Origin of the sequence: Pseudomonas sp. 273 (assembly GCF_029201425.1) — a bacterium.
GTDB classification, from domain to species: domain Bacteria; phylum Pseudomonadota; class Gammaproteobacteria; order Pseudomonadales; family Pseudomonadaceae; genus Pseudomonas; species Pseudomonas delhiensis.
Window position 1 is genome coordinate 4,724,681 of record NZ_CP116775.1, and the last position, 14,533, is coordinate 4,739,213.

Annotated in this window: 9 protein-coding genes; 2 read left to right on the top strand and 7 right to left on the bottom strand. The window is 68.4% G+C overall.

Features of this window, described 5'->3' with window-relative positions; translation table 11 throughout:
* Positions 1-41: 41 nt before the first annotated feature.
* From PKO50_RS21520 to PKO50_RS21540, 5 genes are read right to left on the bottom strand one after another with little or no spacing between them, the layout of a single operon-like run.
* The gene (locus PKO50_RS21520; RefSeq protein ID WP_275627185.1) at positions 42-1,559 is read right to left on the bottom strand and encodes an efflux transporter outer membrane subunit; all 1,518 of its coding nucleotides are present in this window, start codon (positions 1,557-1,559) and stop codon (positions 42-44) included.
* A 12-nt stretch (positions 1,560-1,571) separates the two neighbouring features.
* Positions 1,572-2,687 (bottom strand): ABC transporter permease, encoded by a 1,116-nt coding sequence (locus tag PKO50_RS21525; RefSeq protein ID WP_275627186.1) that lies wholly within the window; start codon positions 2,685-2,687, stop codon positions 1,572-1,574.
* A 1-nt stretch (position 2,688) separates the two neighbouring features.
* Positions 2,689-3,822: an ABC transporter permease gene (locus PKO50_RS21530; protein WP_109936807.1), complete on the bottom strand. Its 1,134-nt coding sequence runs from the start codon at positions 3,820-3,822 to the stop codon at positions 2,689-2,691.
* The gene (locus PKO50_RS21535; RefSeq protein WP_275627187.1) at positions 3,819-5,573 is read right to left on the bottom strand and encodes an ATP-binding cassette domain-containing protein; all 1,755 of its coding nucleotides are present in this window, start codon (positions 5,571-5,573) and stop codon (positions 3,819-3,821) included. Before PKO50_RS21535 ends, PKO50_RS21530 begins: the two co-directional genes overlap by 4 nt.
* Entirely contained in the window at positions 5,573-6,595 is a 1,023-nt protein-coding gene (locus PKO50_RS21540; protein WP_109936805.1) for an efflux RND transporter periplasmic adaptor subunit, read from the bottom strand. The genes PKO50_RS21535 and PKO50_RS21540 overlap by 1 nt, the downstream gene beginning before the upstream one ends.
* A 122-nt stretch (positions 6,596-6,717) precedes the next feature.
* On the opposite strand from PKO50_RS21540, the gene PKO50_RS21545 reads away from it, so the two are divergent.
* Positions 6,718-7,398 carry a CerR family C-terminal domain-containing protein gene (locus PKO50_RS21545; protein WP_109936804.1) on the top strand — a complete coding sequence of 227 codons (681 nt, stop codon included), beginning with the start codon at positions 6,718-6,720 and terminating at the stop codon, positions 7,396-7,398.
* A 541-nt stretch (positions 7,399-7,939) separates the two neighbouring features.
* On the opposite strand, the gene PKO50_RS21550 is transcribed toward PKO50_RS21545, so the two are convergent.
* Together PKO50_RS21550 and PKO50_RS21555 are read right to left on the bottom strand one after the other, a co-directional pair.
* Entirely contained in the window at positions 7,940-9,340 is a 1,401-nt protein-coding gene (locus PKO50_RS21550; RefSeq protein ID WP_109933470.1) for an amino acid permease, read from the bottom strand.
* Positions 9,341-9,459: 119 nt separating this feature from the next.
* Positions 9,460-10,926 carry a glyceraldehyde-3-phosphate dehydrogenase gene (locus tag PKO50_RS21555; RefSeq protein WP_275627188.1) on the bottom strand — a complete coding sequence of 489 codons (1,467 nt, stop codon included), beginning with the start codon at positions 10,924-10,926 and terminating at the stop codon, positions 9,460-9,462.
* A gap of 139 nt (positions 10,927-11,065) precedes the next feature.
* Between PKO50_RS21555 and mfd the strand changes: the two genes are divergently transcribed.
* Entirely contained in the window at positions 11,066-14,524 is a 3,459-nt protein-coding gene (mfd, locus tag PKO50_RS21560) for a transcription-repair coupling factor (protein ID WP_275627189.1), read from the top strand.
* Positions 14,525-14,533 lie beyond the last annotated feature (9 nt).

The window sequence follows — 14,533 nt, forward strand, 5'->3', positions numbered from 1 at the left end:
CCCGGCACGGGCGGCGCACATTCTACCGGAAACGGCAGGCGTTACTGTTGCCCAGGCGGTAAAGGTTCGTTGTCCGAACCGCCATCCCCCAGCGGCGCGCCGCCGCCCAGGGCCTTGTACAGCGCCATCAGGTCCAGGCGCAGCTGGCCGTCGCTGTCGACCAGGTCGCGGCGCGCCTGCAGGTAGTTGCGCTGGGCGTCCAGTTCCACCAGGAAGTCGGTGAGGCCGCCGGCATAGCGCGCCCTGGCCATGTCGTAGGCCTGCCCGGCGCTGCCCAGCCGCGCCTGCAGCTGGGCGTTGCGCCGGCGCTCGGCGCCGTAGCCGCTCAAGGCGTCGTCCACTTCCTGCCAGGCCTTGAGCACGGTCTGCTGGTAGTTCACCGCCGCTTCCTGCTGCTCCAGCTTGCGCAGGGTCACCTGGGAGCGGCGCCGGCCGTTGTCGAAGATCGGCACGCTCAGGCTCGGCCCCACCGCCCACTGGCGGCTGCCCCAGTCGGAGACGTCGCCGCTTTCGAAGGAGGAATAGCCGAAGCTGGCGCCCAGGCGGATGCTCGGGTACAGCTCGGCCACCGCCACCCCGATGTTGGCCGTGGCCGCGTGCAGCTGGGCCTCGGCGGCGCGGATGTCCGGGCGCCGGCGCGCCACTTCCGAGGGCAGGCCGGGGCTGAGGTCGGGCAGGGCCGCGGGCCGCGCCGGCGGCGCCTTCAGCTGGGCCTGCAGCTCGCCCGGCTGCGCGCCGACCAGCACGCCGAGCTGGTTGATCGCCTGGCCCTCCGCCGCCTGCAGTTGCGGCAGGCGCGAACGCAGTTCTTCCAGTTGGCTGCGCTGGCGCACCAGGTCGAAGTCGTCCACCAGGCCGCCGTCGGCGCGGGCCTGCACCAGCGCCAGGGACTCCTCGGTGGCGCGCAGGTCCTCCTGGGTCACGGCGATCTGCTGCTGCACCCGGCGCAGCTCGAAGTAGCCGCGCGCCACTTCGCTGGCGACCACCAGGCGCGCCTGCTCCAGCAGTGCGCGCTGCTGCTCGACGCGGGCGTCGGCGGCCTCGATGGAGCGGCGCACGCGGCCCCAGAAGTCGATTTCCCAGGAGGCGTCGAAGCCGGCTTCGTAGAGGGTGAAGGGCTCGGCCAGGGTCTTCACCAGCTCGTCGCTGTTGCCCGGCGCCAGGCTGGAGATCATCCGTGCGCTGGCGCCGCGCTCGCTCTGGCGCTGGCGCTGCACGTCGGCGTTGCCGTCGACGTTCACCCCGCGCTGGGCAGCGACCATCTGCCGCTGCATGCGCGCCTGGGCGAAGCGCAGCGCGGCGCTGCGCAGGTCCGGGCTGGCCGCGGTGGCGCGGCGTTGCAGGTAGTCCAGCGCCGGGTCGGCGAACTGCGTCCACCACTGCGCCAGGATGGCCTGGCCACCCTGCCCCGCGGGCAGCAGCGCGGCCTCGCCGGCATGGGCGGCGCGCCAGTCGGCCGGGGCCTTCGGCTGCGGCGCCTGGTAGTCCGGCCCCACCGCGCAGGCGCCCAGCGCCAGCAGCAGCGGCAAGAGGAGGTAGGGAACGGGCGACGACGGCATGGCGGCCTCCGGTCAGGCGAGTCGATGGCGGAACAGCCAGGCGGACAGCGGCAGGGTCACGCTCGCCACCGCCAGCATCGGCAACAGGTCATGGGCCACTGCGAACAGGCTGGCGCCTTCCAGGTAGATGCGCTGGATCAGGTCGATGGCGAAGCGCAGCGGGTTGATGTACGTGGCCATCTGCAGCGCCTCGGGCATGTTGCGCACCGGCGTGGCCAGGCCCGAGAGCAGCATGATCGGCATGATCAGCACGAAGGTGTAGAGCATCGCCTGCTGCATGTTCAGCGACACCGCCGAGATCGACAGGCCCAGGCCGACGCAGGAGACCATGAACACCAGCAGCCCGCCGTAGAAGTCCAGCAGCGAGCCGGCCATGGGGATGCGGAACCAGTACAGCGCCATCAGCAGCACCAGCGACGCCTGCACCAGGCCGATGAGGATCGGCGGCAGGGCCTTGCCGAGCATGATCTCCAGGGGCGAATAGGGCGTGACCAGCAGTTGGTCGAAGGTGCCCTGCTCGCGCTCGCGGGCTACCGAGAGCGCGCTGAGCATCAGCGTCTGCAGCATGCTCAGCGAGGCGATCAGCGCCGGGATCAGCGGCCAGCGCGTCTCCAGGTTGGGGTTGTACCAGGCGCGGGTGACCACGCTGACCGGCGCCTGGGCCAGGCCGCGCTCGCGGTTGAAGTCGTTGACCACGCTGGCCAGTCCGGCCGCCGCGGCGCCGGCGGTGGTAGAGTTGCGCCCGTCGAGGATCACCTGCAGCGGCGCCGGTTCGCCGCGGGTCAGGCGCGTCTCGAAGTCGGCGGGGACCTGGATCACCAGCAGGGCCTTCTCGGCGTCGATCACGCTGGCGATGTCGCGGGGCGCGCGCAGGGTCGCCACGCGATGGAAGATGCCGCTGCCGTCCAGGCGGTTGGCCAGGCGCTGGGACGACTCGCTGTGGCTCTGGTCCAGCAGCGCGTAGGGCGCGTCGTTGAGGTCGAAGGTCACCGCGTAGCCGAACAGCAGGCTCTGCATCAGCACCGGCGCCAGCAGCACGATGCGGTTGGCCGGGTCCTTGAGGATCACCAGCAGTTCCTTGCGCCAGAGGTTGGCCAGGCGGCGCAGCAGTTCGGCGAAGGCGCCCATCTCAGTCCAGCCTCTTGCGCGTGGCCAGCCGCGCCAGGCCCAGCAGGACCACGGCGTAGCCGGCGAGGATCAGGCAGTTGCGCAGGATCAGCGGCCAGAAGTCGCCGGCCAGGAACAGCGACTTCACCAGTTCCATGAAGTAGGTGGCCGGCAGCAGGTTGCCGATCACCCGCACGGCGGTGGGCACGTTGCGCAGGTCGAAGATGAAGCCCGAGAGCATCATCGCCGGGAGGAAGCTGGCGAGCAGGGAAATCTGGCTGGCGAGGAACTGGTTCTTGGTCACCGCCGAGATCAGCAGGCCGATGCCCAGGGCGACGAACAGGTAGAGCATGGAGCTGACCAGCAGCGCCAGCAGCGAGCCGTACATGGGCACGTGGAACAGGAAGCGCGCCGCCAGCAGGCACAGCGCCAGGCCCAGCAGGCCGACCAGGAAGCAGGGGATGATCTTCGCCAGGAGGATCTCCACCGAGCGCACCGGGGTGACGAACAGCGCCTCCAGGGTGCCGCGCTCCCACTCGCGGGCCATCACCAGGGCGGTGAGGAAAGCGCCCACCAGCGTCATGATCAGCACGATCAGCCCCGGCACCAGGTACCAGGTGCTGGTGTTGGCGGCGTTGAACCACATGCGCTGCTCGATGCGCACGCCGCCGGCCTGCAGCCCGGCGTTGCGCGCCGCCTGCTTCTCGCCCCACAGCGCCAGGGCCTGGTTCAGGTAGTTGCTCACCCCCGAGGCGCGGGTGGCGTCGGAGCCCTGCACCAGCACCAGCACCTGGGCGTTGCCGTCCTGCAGGCGGCGGCTGAAGTCGCCAGGCAGGTAGACCAGGGCGTCGGCCTGGCGCGATTCCAGCATCCGCCGGCCTTCCTCGAAGGACTTCAGCGGCAGCGGCTGCAGGTACTCCGAGCGGCTGATGCTGGCCAGCAGGTCGCGAGCCTGGGGCGCCGGGTCGTCCTGCACCACCGCCACCAGGCTGTGGCGCACGTCCAGCGACAGGCCGTAGCCGAAGATCAGGATCAGCGCGATGGGCAGGCCGATGCCGATCATCAGGTTGCTGCGGTCGCGCAGCAGCTGGCGCACCTCCTTGCGCGTCAGCGAGAGGAGCCGGCGCCAGAACGAACCATTCGCCGCATCGCTCATGCGCGGGCCTCCCGGGCGTGCTGGCGGGCCTGCTCGACGATCTCGATGAAGGCCTGCTCCATGTTCGCCTGGCCGCCGGCCTGCTCGCGCACCTGCTGCGGCGTGCCCATGGCGAGGATGCGCCCGGCGTCCTGGATGACGATGCGGTCGCAGTACTCGGCCTCTTCCATGAAGTGGGTGGTGATGATGATGGTGGTGCCGCCGGCCGCCAGCGCCGTGATGCGCTGCCAGAAGCCGCGCCGGGCCAGGGGGTCGGCGCCGCTGGTGGGTTCGTCGAGGAAGAGGATTTCCGGCTCGTGGAGCAGGCCCACGGCCATGGCCAGGCGCTGCTTGTAGCCGCCGGGCAGCTGGCCGCTGGGCTCGCCCTCGTGGCCGGAGAGGTCGAACTGCCGCGACACCTCGTCCATGCGCCGGCCCAGCTGCTTGCCGGACAGGCCGTAGGCGCCGCCGAAGAACTGCAGGTTCTCGCGCACCGAGAGGTTGCCGTACAGCGAGAACTTCTGCGACACGTAGCCGATGCGCCGGCGCGCCTGGGCGCGGGCGTGGCGCAGGTTGACGCCGGCCACCTGCAGGCTGCCGGAGGACGCCGGCAGCAGCCCGCAGAGCATGCGGAAGGTGGTGGTCTTGCCGGCGCCGTTGGGCCCCAGCAGGCCGAATATCTCGCCGCGGGCCACGCTGAAGCTGGTGCGGTCCACGGCGGTGAAGTCGCCGAACCTGCGCACCAGGTCCTTCACCTCGATCACCGCCTCGCCGTTGTCGGACGTGCTGCCCGGCGCGGCGGCCTTGAGCGCCTCGATGTCCACCTGCTCGGCGCCGCTCCTGGCCCGCAGCAGGACCATGAAGCCGTCCTCCAGGCGCGCTTCCACCTCGCGCACCGGGGCGCCGTCGAGCAGTTCGTCCAGGCGCTTTTCATCGGCATCGCGCTGGCGGATGAAACGCACCTCGCCGCCCTGGGGCACCGCGTCGATGATCACCTGCGGGTCATCCAGCAGCCGCGCCTGCAGCTTGCGCGCCGGCTGGCCGGCCGGCGGCACGGCGATGCGGCAGAGGCCGTCGGCATGCCGGCGGATGTCCTCGGGCAGGCCCTGGGCCAGCAATTGGCCCTGGTGCAGCAGGTACACCTCGGAACAGCGCTCGGCTTCGTCCATGTATGAGGTGGTCAGCAGCACGCTCAGGCTCTCCTCCTCCACCAGTTGCTGGACGATCTCCCACAGCTCGCGGCGCGACAGCGGGTCGACGCCCACGGTCGGCTCGTCCAGCAGCAACAGTTGCGGCGAGCGCACCAGGGTGCAGGCCAGCCCGAGCTTCTGCTTCATGCCGCCGGACAGCTTGCCTGCCGGGCGGTCGGTGAAGTGCGCCAGGTCGGTCATCGCCAGCAGGCGCTCGAAGCGCTGGCGGCGCTGCTGCGCGCCGACGCCGTGGAGGTCGGCGTAGAGGTCGAGGTTCTCCTGCACGCTCAGGTCCTCGTAGAGGCCGAAGCGCTGCGGCATGTAGCTGATCAGGTCCTGCACCCGCTGCGGCTGCGCCCTGACGTCGACGCCGAGCACCTCCAGCTCGCCGCCGTCGGCCCGCAGCAGCCCGGCCACCAGGCGCAGGAAGGTGGTCTTGCCGGCGCCGTCCGGGCCCACCAGGGCGGTCAGCGCGCCCTTGCGCACCTGCAGGTCGAGGCCGTGCAGGGCCTGCACGGTCTGCCCGGACTCCTTGACCAGGAAGCGCTTGGCGACGCCGCGGGCGTCTATCACCCGCTCCATCAATCGGCCTTCCCGTCGCGCACCTGGTCGCCCTCGGCGATGCGCACCGTGGCCGGCATGCCCAGGCGCAGGCGGTTGTCCCTGTCCTCGACCACCACCCGCACCTCGTAGACCAGCGCGGTGCGCAATTCCTCGGTCTGCACGGCCTTGGGGGTGAACTCGGCGACGTCGGAGATGAAGCCGACGTGCCCCTGCACCGGCTGGTCCGGATGGCTGTCGGTGGTCACGCTGGCGCGCATGCCGGGCTTGATGTGGCCGAGCTGGGTCTCGTTGACGTACACCCGCACCCATTTCGGGTCGGTGATGGCCAGGGCATAGACCGCGCGCTGCGGCGAGGCCATGTCGCCCGGCTCCAGCAGGCGCGAGCGCACCGTGGCGTCCTGCGGGGCGCGCAGCTGGGTCTCGTCGAGGTTGTGCTGCAGCAGCGCGAGCTGGGCGCGGGCGCCCTGCAGTTGGGCCTCGGCCTGGGCGATGTCCTCGGCGCGCGGGCCGATCCTCGCCAGGCGCAGGGCCTTCTGCGCATCCTCCAGTTGGGCCTGGTTGACCTTCAGCTGGGCGGCGGCGTTGTCCAGGTCCTGCTGGCTGACCGCGCGCCCGCCGGGGCTGTTGGCGCGGATGCCCTGCAGGCGGCGCAGCTGGATGCCGGCCAGTTCGACCTGGGCCTTGGCCGCGTCGACCTGGGCCTTGGCGCGGTCGATGTCCTCGGGGCGCGAGCCGTTGTGCAGGCGCAGCACGTTGGCTTCCTGGGCGGCGATCTGCGCCCTGGCCTGGTCGATCTGCAGCTTCAGGGTGCGGCTGTCGAGGCTGGCCAGGACCTGCCCGGCCCTGACCGCGTCGCCCTCCTCCACGCGCATCTCGGCGATGCGCTCGCTGCCGGTGAAGGCCAGGGACACCTGGCGGATGTCGACATTGCCGTAGAGCACCAGGTCGCCGCCCTGCTCGGCCTTCGAGTGGAAGTAGTACCAGGCCCCCAGGCCTGCTACGGCGAGCAATGCCAGGACAACGATGAGCTTCTTGCGCATGATGACGACCCGCTAGCCAGTGGCGACGAGAAACAAGCATACAAGCATAGACCAGTAATTCAAATTTGAATTTGATCTATACAGGCTTTAGTCTGCTACACCTGATCCAGCAGGGTGCAGTCATGCCTAGCTCTCCCTCCAAGCCCCGCCAAGCGCCGCAACGCGCCCCCCGCCAGGACGGCGAAGCCACCCGCCGGCGCATTCTCCTGGCGGCCGGCGAACTGTTCGCCGAGCGTGGCTACGCCGACACCACCAGCAAGGCCATCTGCCAGCGCGCGCAGTGCAACATGGCCGCGGTGAACTACCACTTCGGCAGCCGCGACGGGCTCTACCGCGCGGTGCTGCAGGACATGCACAAGCACCTGATCGGCTACGACCAGCTCGAACAGCTGACCCGCAACGAGCGCCCGCCCCGCGACAAGCTCGCCGGCCTGATCGGGGCGCTGACCCTCAACGTCGCCAACGGCCAGCGCTGGCAGGCGCGCCTGTGGGCCCGCGAGCTGCTGACGCCGTCGCCCTTCCTCTCCGAACTCATCGACCAGGAGGCCATGCCCAAGGTGCGCCTGGTGATGGCCCTGCTGGGCGAACTCACCGGCATCCCCGCCCAGGAACCGGCGCTGCTGCGCTGCCTGTTCAGCGTGATAGCGCCCTACCTGACGCTGCAGGTCATCAGCCGGGAAATCCCCACGCCGCTGACCGGACTGTTCGAGCAACCGGCGGAAGACCTCGCCCGCCACCTGCAACTGTTCGCCCTGGCCGGGCTGGAGGCGGTGGCGCGGGATTACCACGACGGGCGGCTGTAGTGCGGCACAGGCAGTGCTACAGCACAGCCGGTGGCGCCGATCGCGGACGGAGTCCTACGACCCGTAGGGCGAATAACCGTTCGCGGTTATCCGCCGTTGGCCATGCTACCGGAGCGTCCGGCGTGGCCGGTGAATCCAATCGCGGACGGAGTCCTACGTCCGTGCTGCCTGGAACCGTAGGAGCAACTGTCTCGCGGCCTGCGCCTAGTTGCTCTTCGTAGGAGCGAGCTTGCTCGCGAACCGCATGGCACCGCGTTTGTTCGCGAGCAAGCTCGCTCCTACGAGAAGCCACGCTCGCCTGGAACCGTAGGAGCGGACTCTGTCCGCGATTTGACGGATAACGCCGTAGGCGTTATGCGCCCTACGAACTATCGCGAACGCGGAAACCCAGGGTTCGCGAGCAAGCTCGCGCCTACAAGAGCGTTTTCCAGCGAAACATCGGTGCGTAGGGCGCATAACCGTTCGCGGTTATCCGCCGTTGCAAACAAAAAGGCCGCCCCCCGGTAGGAGTGCGGCCCTTTCTCGTCCAGCGCCGGCGGGATCAGGCGGTAGCCCGGGCCTCGCCCTTGCGCTTGACCAGGTAGCACAGGCCCATCAGCACCACCCACACCGGGATGGCATACACCGACACGTCGATGCCCGGGATCTGCAGCATGATGCCGAGGATGAACACCACGAAGGCCAGGCACAGCCAGTTGCTGAACGGATAGAACAGCGAACGGAACGAGGTCTTCACGCCCTCACGGTCCTTGGCGCGGCGGAACATCAGGTGGGCCAGGCTGATCATCGCCCAGTTGATCACCAGCGCCGCCACCACCAGGGACATCAGCAGCTCCAGCGCCTGGTGCGGGATCACGTAGTTGACCACCACGCAAGCCAGGGTGATGAAGGCCGAGACGCCGATGGCCAGCAGCGGCACGCCGCGGTCGTCGACCTTGGCGAAGGCGCGCGGGGCGTCGCCCTGCTCGGCCAGGCCGAAGAGCATGCGGCTGTTGCAGTACACGCAGCTGTTGTAGACCGACAGCGCCGCGGTCAGCACCACGAAGTTCAGCACGTTGGCCGCCACGTCGCTGCCCAGCAGCGAGAACACCTTCACGAAGGGGCTGCCGCTGTAGGGGTCGCCGGAGCTGTTGATACTCTGCAGCAGCGCGTCCCACGGGTACAGCGAGAGCAGCACGGCCAGGGCGCCGATGTAGAAGATCAGGATGCGGTAGATCACCTGGTTGATCGCCTTGGGGATCACCTTCTTCGGTTCCGCGGCCTCGGCCGCGGTGATGCCCACCAGCTCCAGGCCGCCGAAGGAGAACATGATGATCGCCAGGACCATCACCAGGCCGGAAATGCCGTTGGGGAAGAAGCCGCCGTGGCTCCACAGGTTGCTCACCGAGGCCTGCGGGCCGCCGTGGCCGCTGGCCAGCAGCCAGATGCCGAGCAGGATCATGCCGATGATGGCGGCGACCTTGATGATGGCGAACCAGAACTCGGTCTCGCCGAAGGCCTTCACGTTGAACAGGTTGATGGCGTTGATCAGCACGAAGAAGATCGCCGCGGTGGCCCAGGTGGGGAAGTCCGGCCACCAGAACTGGATGTACTTGCCGACCGCCGTCAGTTCCGACATGCCGACCAGGATGTACAGCACCCAGTAGTTCCAGCCGGACATGAAGCCGGCGAAGCCGCCCCAGTACTTGTGGGCGAAGTGGCTGAAGGAGCCGGCGACCGGCTCCTCGACGATCATCTCGCCGAGCTGGCGCATGATCAGGAAGGCGATGAAACCGCCGATGGCGTAGCCGAGGATCATCGACGGGCCGGCGGATTGCAGGACACCGGCCGAGCCCAGGAACAGGCCGGTACCGATGGCGCCACCCAGGGCGATCAGCTGGATGTGGCGGTTCTTCAGGCCGCGCTTGAGCGAGCCTTCGTGCAGATGGGGGTGTCCATCCATTGCGGGGTTCCTCGGTAGAGGGGTTGGCTTTCTTTTTATGCTTATGGGTCGCGGGGTACGCGGAAGACTAACGAAAAACGGGAGCCCGAGAGCTCCCGTTTTCCATTTTCAGACCTGGCTTAGCGCGGGAAGGCCGGCGGGTTGACCCCTGCCATCTCTTCCATCACGCGGATCACCTGGCAGCTGTAGCCGAACTCGTTGTCGTACCACACGTACAGCACGACGCGGTTGTCGTTGCAGATGGTGGCTTCGGCATCGACCACGCCGGCGTGGCGGGAGCCGACGAAGTCGGTGGAGACCACTTCCTGGGAGCTGACGAAGTCGATCTGCTTCTGCAGGTCCGAGTGCATGGCCATCTGGCGCAGGTACTCGTTGATCTCCTCGCGGGAGGTCGACTTGTTCAGGTTCAGGTTGAGGATGGCCATGGACACGTTCGGGGTGGGAACGCGGATGGCGTTGCCGGTCAGCTTGCCCTTCAGTACCGGCAGGGCCTTGGCGGCGGCGGTGGCGGCACCGGTCTCGGTGATCACCATGTTCAGCGGAGCGCTGCGGCCGCGGCGGCTGCCCTTGTGGAAGTTGTCGATCAGGTTCTGGTCGTTGGTGTACGAGTGAACGGTCTCGACGTGGCCGTTGACGATGCCGTACTGGTCATCGACAGCCTTCAGCACCGGCACGATGGCGTTGGTGGTGCAGGAAGCGGCGGAGACGATCTTGTCGTCGGCGGTGATGTCGCCATGGTTGATGCCATGGACGATGTTCTTCAGCGCGCCCTTGCCCGGGGCAGTGAGGATCACGCGGTCGACGCCCGGGCACTTCAGGTGCTGGCCCAGGCCCTCGGCGTCGCGCCACTTGCCGGTGTTGTCCACCAGCAGGGCGTTCTTGATGCCGTACTGGGTGTAGTCCACCGAGGACGGATCGTTGGAGTAGATCACCTGGATCAGGTTGCCGTTGGCGGTGATGGTGTTGCTGGCCTCATCGATGGTGATGGTGCCGTTGAACTTGCCATGCACGGAATCGCGGCGCAGCAGGCTGGCGCGCTTGACCAGGTCGTTCTCGGCGCCCTTGCGCACGACGATGGCGCGCAGGCGCAGGCCGTCGCCGCCACCGGTCTTCTCGATCAGGACGCGCGCCAGCAGGCGGCCGATGCGGCCGAAGCCGTACAGCACGACGTCGGTGCCTTCGCGGGCGGCGCCGTTCTGCTTGCCGACCACGTCGGCCAGCTCGTCCTTGGTGAACTGCTCGATGCTGCGGCCGTTACCCTCGGCCTTGAACTTGGCGACCATCTTGCCCAGGTCGACGGAAGCTGCGCCGAGCTTCAGGTCGCTCATGGTCTTGAGGATGGGGAAGGTGTCGTGGACCGACAGCTCGGCTTCGCCGGCCAGGCGGTGGCGGGCGAAACGGTGAGCCTTGAGGATGTCGATCACCGAACGGTTGATCAGGCCACGGCCGTAGATCGAGGTCACCACGTTGTTGTTGCGGTAGAGCTGGCCGATCAGCGGAATCATGGCTTCCGCGAGGGCTTCACGATCGATCCACTCACCGAGACACTGGTCGGGCTTCTGATTCACGGGCATTACCTTCCACATGTAGGAGAAGAAAAAAGGGGCTACATTATGACGGTGCAGGCCATCGTCGGCAATCTGCACCGCTGCAAAGACTGACAGCCGTCAATCGGGATAGTTACAATCCACCCGGTCAAATTTCCGACCGGAGCCCGCTACGCCCGTGTCCGTATTGCGTATTCCCGCCCTGCCGGCCGCGGCCGGCAAGCAAGCCTGGGGCAACCTGCCCGGCGCCGCCCTGAGCCTGGCGATCGCCGAAGCCGCCGCCCCGGCGAAACGATTCACCCTGTTGCTCACCGCCGACAGCCAGAGCGCCGAACGGCTGGAGCAGGAGCTGCATTTCTTCGCCCCGGATTTGCCGGTGCTGCAGCTGCCGGACTGGGAAACCCTGCCCTACGACGTGTTTTCACCGCACCAGGACATCATTTCCCAGCGCGTCGCCGCCCTCTACCAACTGCCCGGCCTCAAGCACGGCGTGCTGGTGGTGCCGATCAGCACCGCCCTGCACCGCCTGGCGCCGGCCAGGTTCCTGCTCGGCAGCAGCCTGGTGCTGGACGTCGGCCAGAAGCTCGACGTCGAGCAGATGCGCCTGCGCCTGGAAGCCGCCGGCTACCGCTGCGTGGACACCGTCTACGAACACGGCGAGTTCGCCGTGCGCGGCGCGCTCATCGACCTGTTCCCGATGGGCAGCGAGCTGCCCTACCGCATCGACCTGTTCGACGACGAGATCGAGACGCTGCGCACCTTCGACCCGGAGAACCAGCGCTCCATCGACAAGGTGCAGAGCATCCGCCTGCTGCCGGCGCGCGAATTCCCGCTGCGCAAGGAAGCGGTCACCGGCTTCCGCAACCGCTTCCGCGAGCGCTTCGACGTCGACTACCGGCGCTGCCCGATCTACCAGGACCTGGCCAGCGGCCTGACCCCGGCCGGCATCGAGTACTACCTGCCGCTGTTCTTCGAGGACGGCGAGACCTCGACCCTGTTCGACTACCTGCCGCAAGACACCCAGGTGTTCTCCCTGCCGGGCATCGAGCAGGCCGCCGAGCAGTTCTGGAACGACGTGCGCAGCCGCTACGAGGACCGCCGCTACGACCCCGAGCGGCCGCTGTTGCCACCGGCCGAGGTGTTCCTGCCGGTGGAAGACTGCTTCGCCCGCCTGAAGCACTGGCCGCGCGTGGTGGTCAGCGCCGAGGCCATCGAACCGGGCGTCGGCCGCGAGAGCTTCCCCGCCGAACCGCTGCCGGACCTGGCCATCGAGGCCAAGGCCAGCGAACCGCTGGCGCGCCTGCGCCGCTTCATCGAGGAATTCCCCGGGCGCATCCTGTTCAGCGCCGAATCCGCCGGGCGCCGCGAGGTGCTGCTGGAACTGCTGGCGCGGCTGAAGCTGCGGCCCAGCGAGGTCGACGGCTGGCCGGCCTTCCTCGAACACCCGGAACGCCTGGCCATCACCATCGCCCCGCTGGACGACGGCCTGCTGCTGCAGGACGGCGCCCAGGGCGTGGCGCTGATCGCCGAGAGCCCGCTGTTCGGCCAGCGCGTGATGCAGCGCCGGCGCCGCGAGAAGACCCGCGACGGCGGCGAGAACGTCATCAAGAACCTCACCGAGCTGCGCGAAGGCGCGCCGGTGGTGCACATCGACCACGGCGTCGGCCGCTACATGGGCCTGATCACCCTGGAGATCGACGGGCAGAGCGCCGAGTTCCTGGCCCTGGAGTACGCCGACGAGGCCAAGCTCTACGTGCCGGTGGCCAACCTGCACCTGATCGCCCGCTACACCGGCAGCGACGACGCCCTGGCGCCGCTGCACAAGCTCGGCTCCGAGGCCTGGCAGAAGGCCAAGCGCAAGGCCGCCGAGCAGGTCCGCGACGTCGCCGCCGAGCTGCTCGACATCTACGCCCGCCGCGCCGCGCGCAAGGGCTACGCGTTCAAGGACCCGCAGGCCGACTACGCGACCTTCTCCGCCGGCTTCCCCTTCGAGGAAACCCCGGACCAGCAATCGGCCATCGACGCGGTGGTCGCCGACATGCTCGCCGACAAGCCGATGGACCGCCTGGTCTGCGGCGACGTCGGCTTCGGCAAGACCGAGGTGGCCATGCGCGCCGCCTTCGTCGCGGTGCACAGCGGCAAGCAGGTGGCGGTGCTGGTGCCCACCACCCTGCTCGCCCAGCAGCACTACAACAGCTTCCGCGACCGCTTCGCCGACTGGCCGGTGAACGTCGAGGTGATGAGCCGCTTCAAGTCCGCCAAGGAAGTCGAAGGCGCGGTCGGGCAACTGGCCGAGGGCAAGCTGGACATCGTCATCGGCACCCACAAGCTGCTGCAGGGCGACGTCAAGTTCCAGAACCTCGGCCTGGTGATCATCGACGAGGAGCACCGCTTCGGCGTGCGCCAGAAGGAACAGCTCAAGGCCCTGCGCAGCGAGGTGGACATCCTCACCCTCACCGCCACGCCGATCCCGCGCACCCTGAACATGGCGGTGGCCGGCATGCGCGACCTGTCGATCATCGCCACGCCGCCGGCACGCCGCCTGTCGGTGCGCACCTTCGTCATGGAAGAGCAGAACGCGGTGATCAAGGAAGCGCTGCTGCGCGAGCTGCTGCGCGGCGGCCAGGTCTACTACCTGCACAACGAGGTGAAGACCATCGAGAAGTGCGCCCGCGACCTGGCCGAGCTGGTCCCGGAAGCGCGCATCGGCATCGGCCACGGGCAGATGCACGAGCGCGACCTGGAACGGGTGATGAGCGACTTCTACCACAAGCGCTTCAACGTGCTGGTGGCCTCGACCATCATCGAGACCGGCATCGACGTGCCCAGCGCCAACACCATCCTCATCGAGCGCGCCGACAAGTTCGGCCTGGCCCAGTTGCACCAGCTGCGCGGGCGCGTCGGCCGCAGCCACCACCAGGCCTACGCCTACCTGCTCACCCCGCCGCGCAAGCAGATGACGCCCGACGCCGAGAAGCGCCTGGAAGCCATCGCCAACGCCCAGGACCTGGGCGCCGGCTTCGTCCTGGCCACCCACGACCTGGAGATCCGCGGCGCCGGCGAGCTGCTCGGCGAAGGCCAGAGCGGGCAGATCCAGGCGGTGGGCTTCACCCTCTACATGGAAATGCTCGAACGCGCGGTCAAGGCCATCCGCAAGGGCGAGCAGCCGAACCTGGAGCAGCCCCTGGGCGGCGGCCCGGACATCAACCTGCGGGTGCCGGCCTTGATTCCCGAGGACTACCTGCCCGACGTGCACGCCCGGCTGATCCTCTACAAGCGCATCGCCAACCAGGTGGACGAGGACGGCCTGCGCGAGCTGCAGGTGGAAATGATCGACCGCTTCGGCCTGCTGCCCGACCCGGTGAAGAACCTGGTGCGTCTGACACTCCTGAAACTGCAGGCCCAGAAGCTCGGCATCGTCAAGGTGGATGCCGGACCGCAGGGAGGCCGGGTAGAATTCGCCGCCGATACCTGCGTCGACCCGCTGGTGCTGATCAAGCTGATCCAGAGCCAGCCGAACCGCTACAGGTTCGAAGGCGCGACCCTGTTCAAGTTCCAGGTGCCCATGGAGCGCCCGGAAGAACGCTTCAACACCCTCGAGGCGCTGTTCGAGCGCCTCGCGCCCAACGCATCCTAAAGGACCAGT